The organism is Xenorhabdus vietnamensis (genome assembly GCF_002127535.1).
GTDB lineage: Bacteria > Pseudomonadota > Gammaproteobacteria > Enterobacterales > Enterobacteriaceae > Xenorhabdus > Xenorhabdus vietnamensis.
The window spans coordinates 68,566-90,550 of sequence record NZ_MUBJ01000008.1 but is presented as its reverse complement, the minus strand read 5'-3'; the positions used below and the strand labels follow the sequence as shown (position 1 = coordinate 90,550).

Genomic DNA, 21,985 nt, shown 5'->3' with positions numbered 1-21,985 from the left:
CTACTTTAATGGTGCATTGCAGTTTGTGTAATTTCTTTGCGTTTTATCGCGTCTGTTTTCTTCCCCATAAAACTGCCCCTGAATTGATATCAGGAATGGTGAAGTCTGGAGCATTTCTTATTTATGAATTTTGAGTCACTCGGCTTGAAGGCTGATATTTTGCGTGCCGTTGAAGAACAAGGTTACGCGGAACCTACCCCTATTCAGCAGCAGGCCATCCCTGTTGTCTTATCCGGTAAAGATCTACTGGCCAGTGCCCAAACAGGCACGGGGAAAACAGCAGGTTTTACTTTACCTATCTTGCAACTCTTGAGTGAATCCCCGGTTCAGTCAAAAGGTCGCCGTCCGGTTCGGGCATTGATTTTAACTCCGACGAGAGAACTTGCGGCTCAAGTGGGTGAAAATGTACGTAATTACAGCAAATACCTTAAATTACGTTCGTTTGTTGTGTTCGGCGGCGTCAGCATTAATCCACAGATGATGAAGTTGCGTGGCGGCGTGGATATTCTGGTTGCAACACCGGGGCGTTTGTTGGATCTGGAACATCAAAATGCCGTGGATCTTTCTCGCATTGAAATTTTGATTCTGGATGAAGCGGACCGCATGTTGGACATGGGCTTTATTCACGATATTCGTCGTGTGTTGAATAAGCTGCCAGCAAAACGCCAGAACCTACTCTTTTCTGCGACGTTCTCTGATGAAATCAAGGGGCTTGCCAGCAAATTGCTGAAAGAGCCAGTAAGTGTGGAAGTTGCACGTCGTAACTCGGCTTCTGAACAGATTGATCAGTCAATCCACTTTGTAGACAAGAAGCGCAAAAGTGAATTGCTCTCTTACATGATAGGCAGCCAGAACTGGCAACAGGTGTTGGTATTTACACGCACCAAACATGGTGCAAACCGGTTGGCAGAACAATTGAATAAGGATGGCGTGACGGCTGCCGCGATCCACGGTAACAAGAGCCAAGGAGCGAGAACCCGTGCATTGGCCGACTTCAAGACAGGGCAGATCCGTGCATTGGTAGCAACAGATATCGCTGCCCGTGGACTCGATATTGACCAGTTGCCACATGTTGTCAACTATGAGTTACCAAATGTTGCCGAAGATTATGTTCATCGAATTGGCCGTACTGGTCGTGCAGATGCGACAGGGCAGGCAATATCGCTGGTGTGTGTCGATGAACACAAGCTCTTGAAAGATATTGAACGTTTATTGAAGCGAGAAATTCCACGTATTGCCATTCCAGGTTATGAACCTGATCCTTCTATTAGGGCAGAGCCGATCCAGAATGGACGCAATAGCCGTGATAGTTCTTCTCGTAGTAATGCTTCTCATGGCAATACTTCTCGCAGTAATGCTTCTCGTAGAAATAACTCTCAGGGAAATGGCTTCCGCGACCATCACTCACATAACGAACAGCCTTACGGTCAACGTAAAAATGGCAAGCAAGGTCATTCCAAACAAAGTCAGGCAAATAAAGATCAGGCTAACCAGGGCGGTGATCGTCCACGCAGTCGCAATCAAGGCACACCATCGCGTCAACGCCATCAGCGCTCGGCAACCAAAGCTCCACGTGCTTCGGTAGCAGGAGAGTAATTCATGCGCGTTTTGCTGGCTCCGATGGAAGGTGTTCTGGATTCTCTGGTCAGGGAATTGTTGAGTGAAGTCAATGATTATGACCTTTGTATCACAGAATTCCTGCGTGTGGTTGACAGCTTGCAGCCGGTAAAATCTTTTTACCGGCTGTGCCCTGAACTGCATCATCAGAGCCGCACCCCATCGGGAACACCCGTTAGGATTCAGCTTCTCGGTCAGTATCCAGAATGGTTGGCAGCAAACGCAGTTAGGGCAGTTGAGTTGGGATCATGGGGTGTTGATTTAAATTGTGGTTGTCCGTCCAAGGCCGTAAATGGCAGTGGTGGAGGTGCTACGTTACTGAAAGATCCCGAACTCATCTATCAGGGAGCCAAAGCCATGCGTGAAGCCGTTCCTGCACACTTGCCAGTAACGGTAAAAGTTCGCCTGGGATGGGATTCTGATTCACGCCAGTTTGAGATTGCGGATGCAGTCCAGCAGGCAGGAGCAACTGAACTGGTTGTGCATGGGCGAACCAAAGAAGATGGTTATAAAGCAGAACGGATCAACTGGGAGGCGATAGGCGAGATTCGGCGTCGCCTTTCCATTCCTGTGATTGCCAATGGTGAAATCTGGGATTGGCAGAGTGCACAGGAATGCATCAAAATTACAGGATGTGATGCTGTAATGATAGGCCGTGGCGCACTGCATATACCAAACTTGAGCCGAGTGATTAAATATAACGAATCAAGGATGCCTTGGGGCGGTGTGCTTAAGCTACTGCAAAAATATACTTATCTGGAAAAGCAGGGTGATACGGGGTTGTATCATGTTGCCCGTATCAAGCAATGGTTGGGATATTTGCGTAAAGAGTATGATGAAGCAGATGAATTATTCATGCAAATCAGAGCATTAAAAACATCTGCTGAAATTGCCAATATTATTTCCTATGCAGTGAATAGATGTTTACCGCTATATGAAATCGAGCCAGAGCTTCCGGTTTGTTAAATTGAAAATAGTCATTGAACTGGCAGGCGAGTTTGTTCGTCTTTTCTCTAAGAGTGATATCCTAAATGTGATGAATGTTATTGTTAATGCTAATTATTTATATCAATGGCATTGATATAAATATTGATAATTATTGAAACATATCTTTTCTTATAATTTGCAATTCTTTTCATTAGTGCCTTAAATTAGGACATAGAAATACAATTAAACACGTAAACTAAAAAGCCAGTTACTTTTTGGAGGATTATATATGGGTATCCTGTCGTGGATTATTTTTGGCCTACTTGCCGGATTGTTTGCTAAGCGGATTATGCCGGGGAATAACAACATTAGCAGCATTACGGCGATGATTTTAGGTATTGTGGGGGCAGTCGGCGGTGGGTATATCAGTAGTAAATTATTTGGAGTGGCAAAAATAAGTAGTTTTAATTTGGGGAGTTTAATTATTGCGGTTATTGGCGCGATGGCTATCTTATTTGTATATAACAAAATTTCTAATCGATAACTTTACATGTTTTTTTAACACTCAAAATCCATATGATTAATAACAAGAAAGGGCATATTAATTTTATGCCCTTTGCTACTGTCTATTTTTAAGTCTATTCTTTATGAGCTATTTCTTCAATCACCTATTTTTTCAGTATTTATTTTTCTAGTGGCAGTGAATCATTGTCTCCCCATTCAGCCCAAGAACCATCGTATAATTCTGCTTCTTTGTGACCAATCATATCAAGCCCCAAAACTAAAACAGCAGCGGTCATTCCAGAACCACAGCTGGTAATGATAGGTCGGTTTAAATCAATGCCTTGTTTACGGAATATCGCCGCGATTTCTTCTACTGATTTATAGTTTCCATTATCAATCAAGGTTGTCCATGGAACATTTTTAGCACCGGGGAGATGCCCCATTCTCAAGCCCGGGCGGGGTTCTGGCACTTTTGCCTGAAAACGGTCTTCTGCCCTGGCATCAACAAACTGCACTGGCGCATTGTTATGGAGGACATCAAGGATCTGTGCCTGAGAGCAGACTTTTTCAGGTGTAAACTGGATATTGAAAACCTCTGGTGAACGAGTTACTTTTCCCGATACAGTTGGATAGCCTGCCTGTTGCCAACCTTGTAATCCCCCTTCAAGAATACGGATATGGCGGGCACCGAAGATTTTGAATGTCCACCATGCCCGTGGGGCGGAGAACATATTTCCCTGATCGTAAATTACCACCAGATGATTTTCGCTGATGCCCATTTTGTTAACTGCTTGGAGGAATGTTTCCGGCTCTGGCAGCATGTGCGGTAAGTTGGTTTGTAGGTTGGCGACTTTATCAAGATCAAAAAACTGTGCGCCCGGAATGTGTTTTTCTGACCAGAGTTGGTGATAGTCAATGGATTGAGTGGGCATTGGGGCGCTGGCATCAATGACAACGACGTTCGCATCATGGAGATGCTCGTTTAACCACTGTGGACTGACAAAATATTCATTTTTCATGCGCTTCCTCATCTGGTGTTACCGATAAAAGCCAATATATTTAATGTTGCCCTGTCGGAGTATTTTCCTGCTGAATCTGTTGTGGCTCTTCTATTGGTGTTGTTGATCGAGTATACATATTTAACCCAGCCAGAAAGACTCCACCAATTGAGCCGATAGAAAATAATATGATGATAATGAGCAGGATTTTTTTCATTTTTGTATCCAATAAGGTTTTAATAAAAACTCTTAAGAAAGAGTTATAACAGCAATAAAAAGTCAAAAGATAGAAAGCCAAAAGTATATCGGCTTCTGCATTCCAGACAAGCGATAACCGCTTTTCTTGCATTGACTGTTTTTGCACTAATAACAAAAAGCTGGAAACGGTTTCCCAGTAATGACCATATAAGGCTGATTTGAAATCAACTCTATGGGAGAATGGTTCTCCCATTTTTAAGCAGCAAAACACATGGCACTTTCTAGTTCAACAAAAAATCAGATTAGTCAATGGTATAAATCATTGTCTACTCATATTGATGGTTTCATTCCACGCGCACCCCAACGTCAAATGATTGCAGAGGTTGCAAAAACGTTGGCGGATGAAGGAGGTCGGCACTTAGTCATAGAAGCACCAACGGGAGTAGGGAAAACGTTGTCATACCTGATTCCGGGAATTGCTGTCAGCCGGGCAGAGCAAAAACCGTTGGTGGTAAGTACAGCCAATGTTGCTCTGCAAGATCAAATCTACAGCAAGGATTTGCCTCTGCTGCGCAAAATTATTACTGATCTTAAATTCACCGGTGCTTTTGGTCGTGCTCGTTATGTCTGCCCACGTAATTTGGAGGCAATTTGTGCCGCAGAGGGAGAGCAAATCGACTTAATGTTTCTGGTTGAAGACCGAACTGAAATTGCGAATGGTGAAGAACGGGAATTATGTCGCCAATTGCGCAGTGATTATACGACGTTTGTATGGGATGGCTTACGTGATCACCATAAACTGGCACTATCGGATTCACTGTGGGCAAAAATTAGTACAGATAAAATGAATTGCCTCGCACGAAACTGCCAATTTTATCACCGTTGCCCATTTTTTCTCGCCCGTCGGGAAATTGAAGATGTCGATGTTATTGTTGCTAATCACTCTTTGGTTATGGCTGCGTTGGAAAGTGAATCAGTTTTACCGGAGGCAAAAAATCTGCTGTTGGTTTTGGATGAGGGGCATCATATTCCCGAGGTGGCACGGGATTCACTGGAGGTTGAAGGGGAAATTACATTATTCCAGCTTAATGGACAGTTAGATTCATTTGTTCGTCATGTGGAGCAATATCTGACTCAATTTCGGCCAATGAAACCGCCTGCTTTGGCAAACATTCCCCGTTTACAAAAGCATTGTGAAACAATTCGTGAATACTTCAAGGAAATGACGGAGATGACTCAGGCGTTCTTGCCTGAGCGTAGTGAAGCGGAAGAATACCTGTTTGAGTTGGGAAAATTACCGGATAGTTTACTACTGTGCTGCCAGAGATTATTTAAACTCACTGATGGATTGCGTGATTTAGCGGAAGCGATTTTAAATGATTTGAGCGATCAGACTGCCAAACAGGATATTGTCCGATTGCATCAAGCCATTTTGCAAACCAGCCGGACATTGGGCTATTTTGAGAATATGGCAAAATTGTGGCGTTTAGCTTCACAAGAAGAGTCTTCCCATGCACCAATATCAAAATGGTTAACGCGCCGCTATGAGAAAAACCAATCACATCTTTATTTTCACTGTGCGGGAATTCGGGTCAGTGAACAATTAACTCAGCTATTATGGCGCAGCATTCCCCATGTTGTAGTGACATCGGCTACATTGCGTTCATTGAATAGTTTTTCCCGTATTCAGGAACTCACCGGATTACACGAAAATCATAATGATCGTTTTGTTTCTCTGTCATCGCCTTTTGAACATGTACGGCAAGGGCGTTTGATCATTCCCCAAATGACACAGGAACCGACCATACAAAATGAAATGCAGCATCTTGAAGAGATGTCGCGCTATTTTCGTTCTCAGGTGTTGGAAGAGAAGCATCGGGGAATGTTGGTACTTTTCAGCAGCCAACGAGCCATGGAGGGTTTCCTCACTTTTGTCACAGATTTGCGGTTGATGTTATTGGTACAAGGTGATCAGCCCCGTTATCGATTGGTAGAAACACATTGCAAGCGCATTGATGAAGGGCAAGCCAGCGTACTGATTGGATTACAGTCGTTTGCAGAAGGATTGGATCTAAAAGGTGATTATCTTTCACAAGTCCATATCCACAAAATCGCATTTCCTCCCGTAACCAATCCGGTGATTATTACTGAAAGCGAGTGGCTGAAATCTTTGAAACGCTATCCATTTGAAGTACAGAGTTTACCCAGCGCTTCTTTTAACTTGATCCAACAAGTAGGAAGACTAATTCGTAGCCATGAGTGTTATGGTGATGTGGTAATTTATGACAATCGGTTATTGACCAAACGTTATGGGCCGCGTTTATTGAATTCTTTGCCTGTATTTCCAATTGAACGACCAAATGTGCCATCAGAAAAAAAGTTGGAGATAATGAAAAAAGATAAATAACTCAGGGATGAGTTATTTATCCGAAAGATGATCGTAGCTAAATATAAATAAGAATAAAGTTAAGGTTATGCCAAGGTCTATTGGCGAATACATGTGTTATATACCTCTTTAAGACAAAATTTATATTTCTTATGGTGCTTTATATGCTTGGCACATATGGTGCGTGCACGTGCTTCACATTGTTTAGGTGTGTTATGCCGTTTTATTTCTGTTGCAGATGTATTCCATGATGTTAATAGAAAAATGGCTGTGCATAGAGCAAATAAAATTTTCATATTATGACCTTTATATAAATTTCAATATTTTCAATACCTTTTAATCTATGTTTAAAAAAGACATAGTTATAATAAATTTTCTTTGTTTAAATTCAAATCTATTTTCTGTTTTTATGATGTTTTCTGTATGAGTTTAGTATTTAATGGATTGATTTTATATGTTAAATTTTTATTTTTTGCGGAGAAACTTGACTGGTAAGGGTAGCAGTTGATGCTCAATTTCGATGTAACATAATATTATTTTATTTTTAACTCCGTTAATAAAAAGGATAAATAATATAAAAGTTAATATTATTTATCCTTTATTTAAAAATGGGTTTGTAACCTTTATTTATCCTATTTTTTTCAGGAAACAGGTTTTCAGAACTAACCCTTTGATTTTATCAGCATTACATTCAATTTCATCTTCGCGGTGAGTCAAGCGAATATTTTTGATCAGAGTGCCGCGCTTTAGCGTCTTGGAAGTGCCTTTGACTTTCAGATCCTTGATAACCTGAACTGAGTCACCATCATTCAGCAATGCGCCGTTAGAATCTTTGACTTCGGTATCCATCTTACAGAGTCCTCATGTTTATTTTTAAATCAAACAGGGATTATAGAGAGAAAAATGATTTTTTTAAAGGTTAGTGTGGTTTTTAAGATTATAACTTCTATTTTTTAATGTTTTTTTTCACCAATAATGATAATTGATGTAAAAAAGGCCACAGGTGTGACCTTAATAGCATTGTTCTGCCTAATTGAACTGCTCGTTCTGCAAATGTATCAAGATGTTCCGTAACGGTGTTGCGAAAATCATCCAGCATTTCATGAATAGCAATAAAATTCTGGCCATGCATGTTCCAGTGAGCCTGCTTAGTTAGCATGGATAGACCGATAAATTGGATCACTATATGATTCAAGGCAAAAATCGTTCTCTGTTTAACACCTTCATCGATATTGTTTCGGGTATAAATCAGGCCAGAAGGTTGTTTTTTGATTAATTTTTCTGTATTCATGATAATGTCTCATTAATTCTGTTTAATGAATTATCTCATTAAACAGAATAAATTTAGCTGATCATTTGCCGGAAGTCATATTTCCCATCTCTATTGAATTGATAGCTATTATGTTGCTCGGTAATTTATGAATATAAAAAACCGGAGAATAAAGAACTTTCTCCGATTTGAGCTAATAGCATCAATATCTTAAAAGTAATTACTCTATTTTTTCTATTTTAGTTTTTTGCTTAATAGTTAAGGTGGAACCCATAGAAGCACAAATAATGCAGAAAAGAGCAATCCATTGAATTACTGTCAAATGTTCATTAAGAAAGATAATACCTGATAATGCTCCCAATGCAGGTTCAAGGCTCATAAATGTCCCGAATGTTTTGGCTGGCAGGCGAGTCAGAGCAATCATTTCCAGAGTATAGGGAAATGCGGTGGATAAAATGGCGATTCCCAAGGCAACAGGCAGTAATGAAGCATTAAAAAGTACTTCAGAGCCAGTCTGTATTAACCCGATTGGGAAGAAGATAAAAGCCGCTATTAGTGAACCAATAGAGACAGTTGCGGCGCCATAGCCTGCTCCGGCACGTTGCCCAAAGATAATGTAAAGCGCCCAAAAAACACCGGCTCCCAGAGCATATATAATACCAATGGGATCGAGAGTATTGATATTATCTCCAATCGGCAACAGGAAGCTTAATCCAGCAATGACCAAGGCAATCCAGAGAAAATCCAAAGGGCGACGGGAAGAAAACATTGCGACCGCCAAAGGCCCGGTAAACTCAAGTGCAACGGCAATGCCAAGAGGAATTCGGGATAATGACATATAAAATAAGTAATTCATTGCCCCTAGTGAAATGCCGTAGGCAAAAAGGGGAATTAGTGAAGATCGCTGAAATTTCAGGCGCCACGGTTTAAAAATCAGAAATAGAATAATCGTTCCTAATGCAAGTCTCAGAGCTGTGACACCAGGCGCACCAATGACAGGAAATACCGTTTTAGCCAGTGAGGCTCCAGCTTGAATTGATGTCATTGATAATAACAATAAAATCACAGGAAGCAATGGGAAAGAAGCTGCCCGATGTTTGGGAAGAGACATTTAGAAAACCTCAGTTACAACATGTTATTTAAGAGCCGCCATCTTCGCAGTGAAACAGGTATAACTCAACTGTATTATCAATTGTATATTTGTTAGGCTATCGTATAACCAGAAATTAAAACAACAATAATGGAGTTTAGTAATGAAAGAGATTACGGTAAAAAATTCTTTAGAAAGAGATGGCTCTGTAAAGAGTATTGCAGTTTATTGTGGCTCAAGTATGGGCGTATCTGAAATTTATAAAGAAAGTGCAATATATTTTTCGAAAGAATTAGTGAAACGCGGTATAACTTTAGTTTATGGTGGTGCTAGTGTAGGAATTATGGGGACTGTAGCGGATACTGTTCTGAAAGAAGGTGGAAAAGTTATTGGAGTGATCCCAACGTTGCTGGAAGAGCGGGAAATTTCTCATAAGAGCCTATCTGAACTCCATGTTGTAGAAACCATGCATCAGCGCAAAAGCAAAATGATCGAACTGGCGGAGGGGTTTGTGGCTTTACCGGGGGGTTTTGGTACATTGGAAGAATTCAGTGAGATTTTGACTTGGAGTATGATTGGTTTAAATAATAAGCCTTGTGGCATTCTCAATATTAATCAATTTTATGACCCCTTGATTTCCATGTTTAATAAAATGGCTGATGAGCAATTCCTGCAAGAAAAATATCGTCATATGGCAATTGTTGAACAAGATCCTGCTTTATTACTTGATCGTTTTAATGATTACACCGTTCCTTCGGTAAAAACTTACACTAGGTGATTGGAAAGATTCGGGAGCATATTATGGTAATAAGAACAGCTTCTATGCAGGATATTGAGGATATCTTATCTCTCTATAATATATTGTTCAGTGAAATGGCTGTGTTGCAGCCAGATAGATTGCAATCCGCTGAACAAGACAGAGATTTCATTGTTTCCAGTGTCAATAATGCTAAGTTTCATTTGCTCGTTGCGGAGGATGAGAATAGTGTTATTAGAGGTTTTTCTATTGCGCAGGAGCAAAAGACACCTCCTTTTAACTGTATTGTCCCCAGAACTTATGGCTATGTTATCGATTTAGTTGTCAATCCAAATGCCAGAAATCTCGGTATCGGTCAGAAGTTACTGACTGGAATGAAAAGATGGGCGCAGGAAAACCATTATTCACATCTTGAACTGAGTGCATTATCTGAGAATGTTGAAGCAATACGCTTTTATACAAGGGAAGGGTATCAAGAAGTAAGTAGAACCATGGCGATTGCTTTGTGACCTAAAATAATATATTAACCATCAAAGTAGCCTCTTGATGGTTAATATCGTAATAACTGATTTGGAATTGCATATAACCAATATCTTATATTTCACCAGTAATTGGTAAGAATGAAAAAGATGACCAGCCAACATGCGAAACATTTAAATAATATATATTTAAAGTTTTTTGTATCTATGTTTAACAATCGCATCCTGAAATCTATCATAATCATCACGGTTTTCCAAAAAATACTTTTGAATAGTCGCACCGGGTATATCTTTAATATTGATATCACTAGGAATAGTTCGATTGTAATAATGTTGTGTAAATCTATCGATTGTTTTCCTGTTCATTGTAGGAATCTCAATACGATAGTCAATTCGGCCATCTCGTAAAAAAGCGTTATCCAATTTATGCGGATAATTAGTTGTAGCAAAAATAATCACATCGTCCAAACCAACAACGCCGTCGATAGCATTTAGAATAGAGGATGATTCACCATTATCAACATTAAATTTCATAATTTGGCTGGGTACTTTTGTAGTATTAGGTTGCTCTCTTTCATCGTCAACAGGAAGATTATCTTCATCGTCTTCCCTCGATCTCACTGCACGAACAGAGTCGATATCTTCCATGCATACTACACCCCCTGTGGCGGATTGTAATAGCATAGATAGATTGTCTCTTTTGTAAGAAGAATGTTCATAAATGTATAATGTACGATTAAGATAGCTTGTTATTGAGCGGATTAATGTACTTTTCCCGGTTCCTGGTGGGCCATAAAGCAAAATTGCGATTTTATAGTTCAACCCATTTTGGCGATACCAGTCTTTTTCTTTTATGAATCTATCGAGAATCGAAAGAATATTATCAACAATACCATCATTAATGAAAATCGTATTTATATCCCTTTTTATTCCATACGTCATCCATCGCCAATAATCTTCTGATGCCTTATAAATAGACAGGCTATTATCATTTTTTGATTTAATGGAAAACTCATTTAAGAGATTAAGCAGAGGTTTATGGCTTCGACCAAGAGACTTGATTGAAATATGATATTTACTTATTGATGTACCCTGAGATTCCTTTTCGCTGATATAAACCCAGAATAGTCGTCTTTTCCAAAAGAAAACGTGTGTGCCCAATCCAGGACCGTGTCCTTTAGTATACTTGTTGTCGTCGTCACCATCATCAGCAGAATCAATGGTAATGGTACGGGATAAATATCCAAACCATTTATTTTTGGATAACCACACGAGGAAAGCCATATATTGCTTTTGGTTATAATCATCATCACTAGCAGACGAACTATTAAATGAGAGTTCAGTATATAATTGATTCCAAATAGTGTTCATAAACCAACTGGGAATTCTAACCAATAATATGCTCACTCCGCCGATGACAGCGCCGGTAGCTAAGGTAATTGTTGCCGTTCGTACTGATTCTTGATTTGTAAACGCAGATGAAAAATGGGTGAATAGTGTAGAAAACCATTCAAACATATTTGTTCCTTCTTAACTTAATATTTTTCCATAAGAATGGAAATAAATGTAAAAAATATCCTATTTTCTAGGTGGATATGCATCCATAAGAAAGTAAATCATATTTAGAAATCATCATATTTTGATACCTTGTTAAATGATAACGATCTTTGTCCGACAGATGCCCTAACTTAATATCATCTGCAAATTGATTAGAATAATCTTCCGCTAATATAGCAAAATGCGAATACATGATATTTAATTAATTGATCTTGTATTGCATCATTCGAAATGATTACTCATTTTTCCACCAAACATGCACCTAGGGATTCTACTGTAACCCACCGCTAATTATTTAGCATAGCAAGATTCAAACTGCAAACAAAATTCTGAGATAAGGTTAGAAGGGTTTACTTTAAGTTTAGGAAATAAATTAACGTTTCCTTCATTTTTTACAATGAGAATACCATGATATTATTTAATTAATCTCATGGTATAGTCGTTATCCTCTCCCTTTTCCTTTATGTGTAAATCAAATTCATGTTAATCTAACTAATTGTATTATATTTAAAGTTTTAATATTTCATCTCCATAAATTAAAATGTCACCATCTGGGATTAAACAATTTATTGTTTTTATTTGAGGTGAATGCATCATACAGTCAATTATCTTCAAAATATCTGTAGGTGAGTTTATTTTACTGGTTCTAAAATTAACAACACTTAATTGATTAAAAGAATGATTTTATTAAAGAGAGCTTGAAGCCGAACGATATTCTTTTAGTACCTCATCAATAACCCTGCTAGTGCGAGCGGCTGATTCTCCATTGGATGGGCAACTGTCATTACCTTGTATTTCATTAATAACTGTCTGAATTAACGGCATTTGAATATGTTTTGGGTTTTCGAAATGATATTGATGTAGTTGGTTATTCTCGTCATAGTATGAAATAGGAGAATCACCAAATGTTGCAAAGATTATTTTTCCTTTTGTTCCTATAATTTCGACTTTATCTTCACGAGAACTGGCGACAAAATTCCAAATTCCAACCCCTTGGATATGATTCTCGAACATAAATGACATAGAAACACAATCTTCGGCAGGATAGGCTTTTGCTTGTGAGCTAGCATGGCCTTTAACTGAGATAATTTTACCAAGCAGGAAATCCAATATATCAAGTGTATGGCAAGCTAAATCAACAAATAAGCCACCACCAGATATTTCTGGTTTTACAAACCACGGTAAATTATCAGGATCCTGATAGATAGAAGCCATTTCTCTGAAAAGCATGCAATTTACAATGCGTGGTGTACCAATTGCTCCAGAGTCAATTAACTCTTTTATTTTTATGAACCTAGGCAATGCCCTGCGATAATAAGCGACGAATAGCGAGACTTTTTGAAATCGGCAGATGGCAATCATTTCGTTGCATTCTTCGAATGTTAATGCCATTGGTTTTTCGACATAAACACTTTTTCCGGCTTGTGCTGCCAAAATAGTATATTTTTTATGGGTTGAGGGCGGGGTAGCAATGTAAACGGCATCAATTTCCGGATCATTAATCAGAGATTCGGCATCTGAATACCATTTTCGGACATTGTGCCGTTCAGCAAAATCTTTAGCTAAATCTATGTTGCGGCGCATTACTGCAACTAATTCTGCACTCTCCAATTTATAAAAAGCAGGGCCACTTTTTACTTCGGTGACAGCACCACAACCTATAATACCCCATCTTACTTTTTGCATTGTATTTTTCCGGTATATCAAATTGCTGAGTTTTAAAATTCAGTATCTTACTTGATGTGTCGCTCTGATTTTACAGCTAGGTAACGCATTCTGGCGATACTTTTCTCCTGTTGTGGCATAATGCGCGGCTATCGATTTTATAAACTCCCTTTTTATCCACTTTAAGAGCAACAGTTGTGTTAAGTACAAACAACATTACTATGCAGTTTGGCAGCAAGCCACTGTTTGAAAATATTTCTGTCAAATTCGGCAACGGCAACCGTTATGGTTTGATTGGTGCGAATGGGGCAGGTAAATCTACTTTTATGAAAATCTTGGGCGGAGATTTAATCCCAACCTCCGGTAACGTCAGCCTTGATCCTAATGAACGTTTGGGTAAGTTGCGTCAGGATCAGTTTGCTTTCGAAGAATATACCGTGTTGGATACCGTCATCATGGGTCACTCGGAGCTGTGGGAAGTCAAGCAGGAACGTGACCGCATTTATGCGATGGCAGAAATGAGCGAAGAAGATGGCTATCGCGTGGCTGATCTGGAAGTCGCTTATGGTGAGATGGATGGTTACAGTGCGGAAGCGCGTGCCGGAGAATTGTTGCTGGGTGTCGGCATTCCTGTCGAGCAGCATTATGGCTTGATGAGTACAATCGCTCCGGGCTGGAAATTGCGTGTATTACTGGCGCAAGCACTGTTTGCCAATCCTGATGTTCTACTACTCGATGAGCCAACCAACAACCTGGATATCGATACTATTCGCTGGTTGGAGCAAGTGCTCAACGAACGTAACAGTACCATGATCATTATTTCCCATGATCGCCATTTCCTGAATACGGTATGTACTCATATGGCCGATTTGGATTACGGTGAACTGCGTTTGTTCCCCGGCAATTACGATGAGTATATGATTGCTGCAACGCAAGCGCGCGAGCGTCTGCAAGCAGATAATGCGAAGAAAAAGGCACAGATTGCTGAATTGCAGTCTTTCGTTAGCCGTTTCAGTGCTAATGCTTCTAAATCTAAACAGGCGACTTCTCGTGCCCGTCAGATTGATAAGATCCAATTAGAAGAAGTGAAGGCTTCCAGCCGTCAGAATCCTTATATCCGTTTTGAGCAGGATAAGAAACTGTTCCGTAATGCACTGGAATTGGAAGGTTTGACCAAGGGCTACGATAATGGTCCACTGTTCAAGAACCTGAACCTGCTGATGGAAGTCGGCGAAAAGATGGCGGTAATCGGTGAAAACGGTATCGGTAAAACGACCTTCCTGAAAACGCTGATTGGCGAAGAAAATCCAAACAGCGGTACGATCAAATGGTCTGAAAACAGCACTATTGGTTATTACGCGCAGGATCACGCCAGTGATTTTGACTGTGATATGACGGTTTTTGAATGGATGAGCCAATGGAAACGCGAAGGCGATGATGAACAGGCAGTGCGGGGTATTCTCGGCCGTTTGCTGTTTGGTCAGGATGATATCAAGAAGAAAGTTGGTGTGCTTTCTGGTGGTGAACAGGGCCGTATGTTGTTCGGCAAGCTGATGATGCACAAACCTAACATTCTGGTTATGGACGAACCAACCAACCACTTGGATATGGAATCCATTGAATCTTTGAACCTTGCGCTGGAACTTTACCAAGGAACGTTGGTTTTCGTCTCCCATGACCGCGCATTTGTCAGTTCACTGGCCAGCCGCATTCTGGAAATTAAATCCGATAAACTTGTTGATTTTAAAGGTACTTATGATGAGTATCTGAGCAGTCAAGGGATTGCTGAATAATTTTACCTGATGTGATGTTATTACCTAATGTGATGTTAATAGCCCCGATGATTTTACGGGGCTATACCCACCGTCTTTCAAGTTGCAGCTTCGTTGGCTGCTTCTTGAAATTCATAGGGGATATGCTCAATGATCCCGGCAAATCTCACATTGAGGATCTTTAGGCAATTTTATTTCACGAAATTGCATTGTCATGGCATCGAACAATATCACTCTGCCATAGCAGCTTTTTCCATATTGAGTCAGTAGCTTAATAGCTTCCATCGCCTGTAAGGAACCGATAGTGCCTACTAGCGGTGCCATTACCCCCGCCTCAACACAAGTCAGACTGTTTTCACCAAATAATCGGCTCAGGCAGCGATAACAAGGCTCTTCCGGTTGGTAAGTAAAGACAGAAAGCTGGCCTTCCATACGAATGGCTGCACCAGAAACCAATGGTATTTTATGTCCATGACACAAACGATTGAGTTGTTCGCGGATGGCAACATTATCTGTACAATCGAGCACAATTTCATGTTGTCTGATTAACCCATCTAATTCCGGATCACTCAATAGTCCTTCTATGGGATTGATGGTGACGTGTGGATTGATTTCCCGTAAAGTCTGTGATGCAGAATGCACTTTTGCCATACCAATGCGCTCATCGCGGTGGAGAATTTGCCGTTGCAGATTGGAAAGGGAAACTGTATCAAAATCCAGCAGAGTAATTGTTCCAATACCAGCCGCAGCAAGATATTGGGAAGCCGAGCAACCGAGGCCTCCCGCACCAACTATCAGTACTTTGGCAGATTTTAGTTTTTCTTGCCCGTCGAAATCGAAACCACGCAAGACAATTTGTCGGTTATAACGCAAAGTTTCTTCATCGGTAAGTTCGATAGTCATTGATTTATTATCTTATTGATTTTTCAGCAAGTGGTTGAAAAATTCGATTTGTACTGTTTCACCAGCAGCAACGTACCCGCGTTCCCGCTCCAAGACGATAAAACAGTTACCGAGACTATAGGAACTAAAGATATGGGAACCCTGATGCCCGGTGGTTTGTACTTCTAATTCCCCGCTTTTATTGAGGGCAGCGATACCACGTTGGAAATCTAATCTGCCGGGGGATTTTTTCAATGGTGTTACCGTTTTGGCTGTCAGACGTATTGGCGGTTGCCATGCGGTGAAACCCGATAGATGGGCAATCAATGGTTGTACTAATTGATAGAATGTGAGCACGGCAGAAACAGGATTGCCCGGCAAACCGCAGAACCAAGCATTTTCCAATTTACCAAAGGCAAAAGGTTTACCCGGTTTAATAGCGAGTTTCCAAAAACTGATTTTTCCTATTTCATCTAAAATCTGTTTGGTGTAATCCGCTTCACCAACAGAAACGCCACCGCTGCTAATCACTAAATCAGCTTGTTTATCTGCTTCGATGAAGGTTTGGCGCAATATATCAGGATCATCGCGGATCACGCCAAGATCGATAACTTCACAGTCCATTTTTTCCAGCATCAGGCGGACAGCAAATCGGTTGGTGTCGTAAATTTGACTTTCCTGCAAGGGTTCTCCGATAGCTTGTAACTCGTCACCGGTAGAAAAAATAGCAACTTTTAGCTTGCGGACAACATTAACCGTTGCAATGCCGAGTGAAGCAATCAGTGGTAATTGTGCCGTGGAGAGCTTGATTCCTTTTGGCAATACTACCGCATTTTGGGTGATATCTTCCCCAATGGAGCGAATGTTTTGCCCTTGTTGTATAGGATGCGTGAAGCGAACTCCTGTTTCAGTAACTTCCGTCTGCTCTTGCATCACAACCGCATCAGCACCGGCAGGAATGGGGGCACCAGTCATGATGCGGATACAGCTGCCTGTTGGCCATTCTCCCTGAAACGGAACTCCGGCCAGCGCTTTTCCTGACACTGGTAAGATCTGGTTTTCATTAAGATCAACAAGGCGAATGGCATAGCCATCCATTGCCGAATTATCAAAAGGGGGAACGTTGATTGGGGAAATGATATCAGTGGCGGTAATTCGACCCGCAGATTCGGTCAGATTAATGGTTTCTGTTGTTACCAAAGGAATAGCTGTTAGAGGGACAGTTTGTGCCGATAATTTTTCTAGTGCCTGTTCAAGTGAGATTAAATCTGAAGTATGACAGTGATTCATAAAAAACTCCCTATATGCCGTACGTTGCGGTTATCACAGATTGCTGACAAGCGTTTATTCTTTAATCGTTTATTTTTGAAGCAATTATTCTGCATTGAATGCATTATGGCAAAGATTGCGTTGATGGGGAATGTCGATGGCTGTAAAGAAAAAGGGGGGTTAAGAAAAGATATATATTATATTCATGATTTGTTATAAACGAATAAAGCCTGCTAAAACAACTAATTCCATTACTATTTAATCACTATGAAAAATCAAATTGTTGCACCTCAGAATCGTAACTATCAAGCTTTTCAGATTGCATTAAGCGGTTTTCTCGCTTTGGTTGTAGCAATGGGCATAGGGCGTTTCACTTTTACCCCACAAGTTCCATTGATGATCGCGGAATCCCAATTCACATTAACTGGGGCGGGAATCGTTGCAGCATTCAATTATCTCGGTTATCTGGCGGGTTCATATGATGCAATGCGGGCTCAGCGTTTTGTGGAATATCGTTTATGGAGCGGGTTATGGGGAGCTGTAGTTATTACTCTGCTTTCCGCATTGTTGGATGGGCCAATATTACACAGTCTTGCCCGTTTTTTTATTGGCTGGGCAAGCGGTTGGGCGTTGGTACTGGTAGCTGCATGGGCGAATGAAGAATTAGGGAAATTGAATCGCCCAGGGTTGAGTGCGGCTGTTTTCTCTGGGCCAGGCATGGGGATTTTTATCAGTGGTATGCTGGCAATTGGGATCCAATCTTGGCAGATGAGTGCAGCCAGTGCATGGATGTTATATGGTATTTTGGCGCTATTACTCAGTATTTATGTCAGTTTTCATCTGCCCCGCAGTGGTGCATTGAATCGTTCGCAAACTATAGTCGAGAAACTCAATCTGACACCGGAAATCAAGCGATTGGCGTGGAGTTATAGTCTGGCCGGATTTGGTTATATTTTACCTGCGACATTTCTTTCTCAAATGGCGACAGAGCGTTTTCCTGATAGCTTATTTGCTCAATTTGTCTGGCCAATATTTGGTGGAGCTTCGGTCATTGGCATTGTGCTGGGAATTTTGTTGCGTAATGTATCAACACCTCGAGTCCGTTTGGCGGTTACGTTATGGCTTCAGGCGTTGGGCATTCTGATTGCGGAAATGTTGCCGAACATTGGTGGCCTGATAATTGGAGCATTGCTGGTAGGTGGCGGTTTTATGTGTGTGGTGCAGCTGGCTTTGCAGTATGGTCGTGAATTGGCTCCGAATCATGCCCGTTATATGGCGGGGGTGTTGACCACGGGCTATGCGCTGGGGCAGTTGGTAGGGCCAATGTTGTCGGCGATTTCGACATGGCTGACAGGAAAACTGGAACCTGCTTTGTATATTGCATTTATTGGGTTGCTTGTTGCCGGAGTGCTGGTATTTTATCGCACCAATATTCATCGAGAAACATCTTGATGTGGACATTGATGATATATCGGTATAACAGATGTAGTAACTTGCTGATATAATATACGAGTGGAAACAAACTGGATTTGTAGTCCATAGAAGCAGTCCGTAGAAGAAATAGAGCATAGAAGAAGTACATACAGCAAGATAAGCAGATATCGTACGGTGTTACATTCACTGGTATCTTCGTAAAATAATCACCCGATTTACCGGCAAGTAACGGAAAGTATTTACCTTGGAGAAACTGATGTCATCCCTAAGTACAGAAGCTGCGTTGGTGCATTCAGCACTGGTTGCCCGTGGTCTTGAAACCCCATTACGTGAACAAACTTTGGAGCCTGAGGTACGTAAAGTGCGTATTGAAGAACACATGACAGAAATTATGAAGCTGTTAAATCTCGATTTGAGGGATGATAGCTTAGCGGATACGCCGGGTCGTATCGCGAAAATGTATGTGGATGAGATATTTTCAGGGTTGGACTATAACAATTTTCCCAAAATTACTCTGATAGAAAATAAAATGAAAGTGGATGAAATGGTGACAGTGCGTGATATTACAATGACCAGCACTTGTGAACATCATTTTGTCACGATTGATGGCAAAGCCACAGTTGCTTATATTCCTAAGGATAAGGTGATTGGTTTGTCGAAGATTAATCGCATCGTTCAGTTTTTTGCACAGCGTCCACAAGTGCAGGAGCGTTTGACACAACAGATCTTAATTGCATTACAAACTCTGCTTGGCACTAATAATGTTGCTGTTTCCATTGATGCTGTTCATTATTGCGTGAAAGCACGCGGTATTCGCGATGCGACCAGTACCACGACAACGACTTCTTTGGGCGGTTTATTTAAAACCAGTCAGAATACACGACAGGAATTCCTGCGTGCTGTGCGTCACTTGCATTTATCATAATGAATTTCTATTTTTATGGAGTGTAGTTTGAATGAGGTAATACGCAAGAGAATAGAGATACTTGATGGTGTGCGTGGTTTTGCCATTTTGGGAATATTGTTGGTGAATATTTTCAGTTTTGCCTTACCATATGCAGCCGCTCTGAATCCGTTTTATAAAGATTCAGTCTCATTTTCTGATGTCATGATATGGTCTGTTTTGAATACCTTTACTCAGGGGAAATTTCTGTTCGTCTTGACATTGTTGTTCGGGGCAGCACTTGAATTGCTTCGACGGCGTGGGCGCGGCGAGAATATTTCCAGGTTACTGGTTTTGGCTGTTATTGGTTTATTGCACGGTGTCTTGCTGTGGGATGGCGATATTTTGCTGTCATATGGCGTTGTTGGGTTGCTGGCATGGCATTTTATCAATACCCGTCAGAAGTTGTTTGGCACAGCGATCACTTTCTTTTTATTTGGCGTGATGATGTTTTACCTTTTGGGACTCTTTCCTTTAGAAGAGGGTAGCCCATTCTGGCAGCCTACACTGGATGATATTATTAATGAAACCATCAGGAAAACTGACGGTGGATTATTGTCCATAGAGCACCGTATTAGCCAAGTAAGTGCTGCGATAATTTTGGTGATTGTGCAATATGGTTGGCAAGCGTTGGGTATTATGCTTTGTGGTGCAAAATTAATGCGCAACGGTTGGTTAAAAGGAGAATTCAGTCACAGGCATTACCGTCGATTAGCATTATGCCTAATTCCTGCTGGTATAGTGATTCAATGTATTGCCTTGTCGATACTGTATTTATATCCCCATAGTTATTTTGCAGTATTGACTGTCCGCTCTACCATCAGTGAATTGGCAACACCGTTGTTTGGATTGGGTTATATCGCATTGATTTATGGATTTTGGCCTGTCATTTCGTGTTGGAAAATCACTTTTTGGCTCCGGCAGGTCGGGAGAATGGCGCTGAGTAGCTACTTATTGCAAACATTGATTTGTACTACGATTTTCTATCGTTTTGGGTTATTTGATCATTTTAATCGCTTGGAGCTAATAGCATTTATTCCCTTTATCTGGACATTCAATATCTGGTTTGCTTGCTGGTGGTTGAAACATTATTCTCAAGGGCCAATGGAAAAGCTCTGGCGTAGTTTAACAGCAAAATTGGCAGGTAAGTTTTAGAAAGGTATTTTTCCTATAGTTTTATACCCTATGGATTTCAAGTTGCAGTTCCGCAGATGAACTGCAACTTGAAAGATTTGTGATTAAATAGATCGTGTTGATTTGTAGTCCATTCTTATTTCTTGTGTGGTTTTTTTTCTAATTCTTGTAACTCTTCCGGTGATACCGCAGGATACCCTTGTATTCCTGTTGGTACGGTATGTTGGACAGGAATAGACTCTGGTTTGCCTAAATAGCGAGGCTCACGCTTTAAAATATAGAGATCCGTCAAAGCACCGAGACGTGCCAATACTTCTCTGAAACGAACCGTCATCATATTTTTAGGGGAGGAAACTGCATAACACTGTGCTGCTATACCTGAATACATGGCAATAAACACAGCTCGTTCACAATGGAAACGCTGAGTAATGATAGTAAAATCGTCGGTATTGAACACTCTTTGGGTTCTGACAATCGAGTCCAATGTCCTGAAACCGGCAAAATCCATGACAATGCTGCTGGCTGGAACCCCTCTCTTGATTAAATCAGTCTTCATAGTTAGTGGCTCATTATAATTTTTGTTGGCATTATCCCCACTCAATAGCAAATATTTAACTTTTCCACTGTTGTAAGCGTTAAGAGCACCTTGAATCCGGTAGGAATAGTATTGATTATATTTACCTCCCTTATAATATTTGGATGTACCAAGTACCATACCAACTTCTCGTTTAGGGAGTTGATCGACATTATCAAAAATGTAAGGAGCGGTTTTCCAGCTAATCCAACGATCAAGCATAATGGCTGTCAACATAAGGACAGCAATGATAAAAATGAGAACAGTAATCAAGCGCTTCCACATGATTTTTATTTGCCTTATATGTGCTGATGAGCTAATGCTTAAAGGCTACTTTACTTGAAATATTGAAGCAAGTTTTCAATGAATGATATCAGAACCAATTTGATTCAATTTTGGCTTGTTAGTTGCTGTGATTATGGATGCTTTCTTAAATATAAGTCAAATATTATACTGGAAAATAGATGAGTGAAAATTAATTAGAGTTTTTTAGAATGTGAATATTATATTTAATATCTGATTAATCCTC

The 21,985-nt window shown here is 40.6% G+C and carries 19 protein-coding genes and 1 pseudogene; 10 read left to right on the top strand and 10 right to left on the bottom strand.

The window, feature by feature from the left end; all coding sequences use genetic code 11:
* The first annotated feature begins 123 nt into the window (after positions 1-123).
* The 3 genes from rhlE to Xvie_RS09325 all read left to right on the top strand — a co-directional run bounded on the left by rhlE (position 124) and on the right by Xvie_RS09325 (position 3,088).
* Positions 124-1,596: an ATP-dependent RNA helicase RhlE gene (rhlE, locus tag Xvie_RS09335; RefSeq protein ID WP_086109057.1), complete on the top strand. Its 1,473-nt coding sequence runs from the start codon at positions 124-126 to the stop codon at positions 1,594-1,596.
* A gap of 3 nt (positions 1,597-1,599) precedes the next feature.
* Entirely contained in the window at positions 1,600-2,583 is a 984-nt protein-coding gene (gene dusC / locus Xvie_RS09330; protein WP_086109056.1) for a tRNA dihydrouridine(16) synthase DusC, read from the top strand.
* Positions 2,584-2,833: 250 nt separating this feature from the next.
* On the top strand, positions 2,834-3,088 hold the full coding sequence (locus Xvie_RS09325; RefSeq protein ID WP_086109055.1) for a GlsB/YeaQ/YmgE family stress response membrane protein: 255 nt from the start codon (positions 2,834-2,836) through the stop codon (positions 3,086-3,088).
* Between the two features lie 139 nt (positions 3,089-3,227).
* Here the strand turns inward: Xvie_RS09325 and sseA are convergent, their stop codons facing one another.
* Positions 3,228-4,067, bottom strand: a complete 840-nt coding sequence (sseA, locus tag Xvie_RS09320; RefSeq protein ID WP_086109054.1) for a 3-mercaptopyruvate sulfurtransferase — start codon at positions 4,065-4,067, stop codon at positions 3,228-3,230.
* A gap of 40 nt (positions 4,068-4,107) precedes the next feature.
* The gene (locus Xvie_RS21560; protein WP_167376254.1) at positions 4,108-4,263 is read right to left on the bottom strand and encodes a hypothetical protein; all 156 of its coding nucleotides are present in this window, start codon (positions 4,261-4,263) and stop codon (positions 4,108-4,110) included.
* A gap of 252 nt (positions 4,264-4,515) precedes the next feature.
* Here Xvie_RS21560 and dinG point away from each other — a divergent pair, with 252 nt between their 5' ends.
* Complete coding sequence (dinG, locus tag Xvie_RS09310) at positions 4,516-6,651, top strand: ATP-dependent DNA helicase DinG (RefSeq protein WP_086109052.1); 2,136 nt, start codon at positions 4,516-4,518, stop codon at positions 6,649-6,651.
* Between the two features lie 606 nt (positions 6,652-7,257).
* On the opposite strand, the gene Xvie_RS09305 is transcribed toward dinG, so the two are convergent.
* The 3 genes and pseudogenes from Xvie_RS09305 to rhtA form a co-directional block, all read right to left on the bottom strand.
* Complete coding sequence (locus Xvie_RS09305; RefSeq protein WP_086109051.1) at positions 7,258-7,479, bottom strand: alkylphosphonate utilization protein; 222 nt, start codon at positions 7,477-7,479, stop codon at positions 7,258-7,260.
* A 166-nt stretch (positions 7,480-7,645) separates the two neighbouring features.
* A pseudogene (gene dps, locus Xvie_RS09300) lies at positions 7,646-7,921 on the bottom strand (DNA starvation/stationary phase protection protein Dps); the annotation flags it as partial.
* A 199-nt stretch (positions 7,922-8,120) separates the two neighbouring features.
* Positions 8,121-9,011, bottom strand: a complete 891-nt coding sequence (gene rhtA, locus Xvie_RS09295) for a threonine/homoserine exporter RhtA (protein ID WP_086109049.1) — start codon at positions 9,009-9,011, stop codon at positions 8,121-8,123.
* A 142-nt stretch (positions 9,012-9,153) separates the two neighbouring features.
* Here rhtA and Xvie_RS09290 point away from each other — a divergent pair, with 142 nt between their 5' ends.
* Both Xvie_RS09290 and Xvie_RS09285 read left to right on the top strand, forming a co-directional pair.
* Positions 9,154-9,768, top strand: a complete 615-nt coding sequence (locus Xvie_RS09290; protein ID WP_086109048.1) for an LOG family protein — start codon at positions 9,154-9,156, stop codon at positions 9,766-9,768.
* A gap of 23 nt (positions 9,769-9,791) precedes the next feature.
* A complete protein-coding gene (locus Xvie_RS09285; protein ID WP_086109047.1) occupies positions 9,792-10,256 on the top strand; it encodes a GNAT family N-acetyltransferase in 465 nt (154 codons plus the stop codon).
* Between the two features lie 159 nt (positions 10,257-10,415).
* On the opposite strand, the gene Xvie_RS09280 is transcribed toward Xvie_RS09285, so the two are convergent.
* Entirely contained in the window at positions 10,416-11,744 is a 1,329-nt protein-coding gene (locus Xvie_RS09280; RefSeq protein WP_086109046.1) for an AAA family ATPase, read from the bottom strand.
* 726 nt (positions 11,745-12,470) lie between these two features.
* Positions 12,471-13,469 carry a Gfo/Idh/MocA family protein gene (locus tag Xvie_RS09275; protein ID WP_086109045.1) on the bottom strand — a complete coding sequence of 333 codons (999 nt, stop codon included), beginning with the start codon at positions 13,467-13,469 and terminating at the stop codon, positions 12,471-12,473.
* A gap of 176 nt (positions 13,470-13,645) precedes the next feature.
* On the opposite strand from Xvie_RS09275, the gene Xvie_RS09270 reads away from it, so the two are divergent.
* Complete coding sequence (locus Xvie_RS09270) at positions 13,646-15,241, top strand: ABC-F family ATPase (RefSeq protein WP_086109044.1); 1,596 nt, start codon at positions 13,646-13,648, stop codon at positions 15,239-15,241.
* Between the two features lie 126 nt (positions 15,242-15,367).
* On the opposite strand, the gene moeB is transcribed toward Xvie_RS09270, so the two are convergent.
* Both moeB and moeA read right to left on the bottom strand, forming a co-directional pair.
* On the bottom strand, positions 15,368-16,123 hold the full coding sequence (gene moeB / locus Xvie_RS09265; protein WP_086109043.1) for a molybdopterin-synthase adenylyltransferase MoeB: 756 nt from the start codon (positions 16,121-16,123) through the stop codon (positions 15,368-15,370).
* A 12-nt stretch (positions 16,124-16,135) separates the two neighbouring features.
* Positions 16,136-17,392 (bottom strand): molybdopterin molybdotransferase MoeA, encoded by a 1,257-nt coding sequence (gene moeA, locus Xvie_RS09260; RefSeq protein ID WP_086109042.1) that lies wholly within the window; start codon positions 17,390-17,392, stop codon positions 16,136-16,138.
* Positions 17,393-17,638: 246 nt separating this feature from the next.
* Between moeA and Xvie_RS09250 the strand changes: the two genes are divergently transcribed.
* The 3 genes from Xvie_RS09250 (at position 17,639) to yeiB (ending at position 20,903) form a co-directional block, all read left to right on the top strand.
* On the top strand, positions 17,639-18,823 hold the full coding sequence (locus tag Xvie_RS09250; protein ID WP_086109040.1) for a YbfB/YjiJ family MFS transporter: 1,185 nt from the start codon (positions 17,639-17,641) through the stop codon (positions 18,821-18,823).
* 238 nt (positions 18,824-19,061) lie between these two features.
* Positions 19,062-19,730, top strand: a complete 669-nt coding sequence (gene folE, locus Xvie_RS09245) for a GTP cyclohydrolase I FolE (RefSeq protein WP_086109039.1) — start codon at positions 19,062-19,064, stop codon at positions 19,728-19,730.
* A 27-nt stretch (positions 19,731-19,757) separates the two neighbouring features.
* The gene (gene yeiB / locus Xvie_RS09240; RefSeq protein ID WP_244175559.1) at positions 19,758-20,903 is read left to right on the top strand and encodes a DUF418 domain-containing protein YeiB; all 1,146 of its coding nucleotides are present in this window, start codon (positions 19,758-19,760) and stop codon (positions 20,901-20,903) included.
* A 115-nt stretch (positions 20,904-21,018) separates the two neighbouring features.
* On the opposite strand, the gene sanA is transcribed toward yeiB, so the two are convergent.
* Complete coding sequence (sanA, locus tag Xvie_RS09235; RefSeq protein ID WP_086109037.1) at positions 21,019-21,741, bottom strand: outer membrane permeability protein SanA; 723 nt, start codon at positions 21,739-21,741, stop codon at positions 21,019-21,021.
* Between the last annotated feature and the right edge of the window lie 244 nt (positions 21,742-21,985).

Bases quoted from the DNA above. Each gene is read 5' to 3' on its own strand.
- rhlE (WP_086109057.1), top strand. From the start codon at position 124: ATGAATTTTGAGTCACTCGGCTTGAAGGCTGATATTTTGCGTGCCGTT.
- dusC (WP_086109056.1), top strand. From the start codon at position 1,600: ATGCGCGTTTTGCTGGCTCCGATGGAAGGTGTTCTGGATTCTCTGGTC.
- Xvie_RS09325 (WP_086109055.1), top strand. From the start codon at position 2,834: ATGGGTATCCTGTCGTGGATTATTTTTGGCCTACTTGCCGGATTGTTT.
- sseA (WP_086109054.1), bottom strand. From the start codon at position 4,067: ATGAAAAATGAATATTTTGTCAGTCCACAGTGGTTAAACGAGCATCTC.
- Xvie_RS21560 (WP_167376254.1), bottom strand. From the start codon at position 4,263: ATGAAAAAAATCCTGCTCATTATCATCATATTATTTTCTATCGGCTCA.
- dinG (WP_086109052.1), top strand. From the start codon at position 4,516: ATGGCACTTTCTAGTTCAACAAAAAATCAGATTAGTCAATGGTATAAA.
- Xvie_RS09305 (WP_086109051.1), bottom strand. From the start codon at position 7,479: ATGGATACCGAAGTCAAAGATTCTAACGGCGCATTGCTGAATGATGGT.
- rhtA (WP_086109049.1), bottom strand. From the start codon at position 9,011: ATGTCTCTTCCCAAACATCGGGCAGCTTCTTTCCCATTGCTTCCTGTG.
- Xvie_RS09290 (WP_086109048.1), top strand. From the start codon at position 9,154: ATGAAAGAGATTACGGTAAAAAATTCTTTAGAAAGAGATGGCTCTGTA.
- Xvie_RS09285 (WP_086109047.1), top strand. From the start codon at position 9,792: ATGGTAATAAGAACAGCTTCTATGCAGGATATTGAGGATATCTTATCT.
- Xvie_RS09280 (WP_086109046.1), bottom strand. From the start codon at position 11,744: ATGTTTGAATGGTTTTCTACACTATTCACCCATTTTTCATCTGCGTTT.
- Xvie_RS09275 (WP_086109045.1), bottom strand. From the start codon at position 13,469: ATGCAAAAAGTAAGATGGGGTATTATAGGTTGTGGTGCTGTCACCGAA.
- moeB (WP_086109043.1), bottom strand. From the start codon at position 16,123: ATGACTATCGAACTTACCGATGAAGAAACTTTGCGTTATAACCGACAA.
- moeA (WP_086109042.1), bottom strand. From the start codon at position 17,392: ATGAATCACTGTCATACTTCAGATTTAATCTCACTTGAACAGGCACTA.
- Xvie_RS09250 (WP_086109040.1), top strand. From the start codon at position 17,639: ATGAAAAATCAAATTGTTGCACCTCAGAATCGTAACTATCAAGCTTTT.
- folE (WP_086109039.1), top strand. From the start codon at position 19,062: ATGTCATCCCTAAGTACAGAAGCTGCGTTGGTGCATTCAGCACTGGTT.
- sanA (WP_086109037.1), bottom strand. From the start codon at position 21,741: ATGTGGAAGCGCTTGATTACTGTTCTCATTTTTATCATTGCTGTCCTT.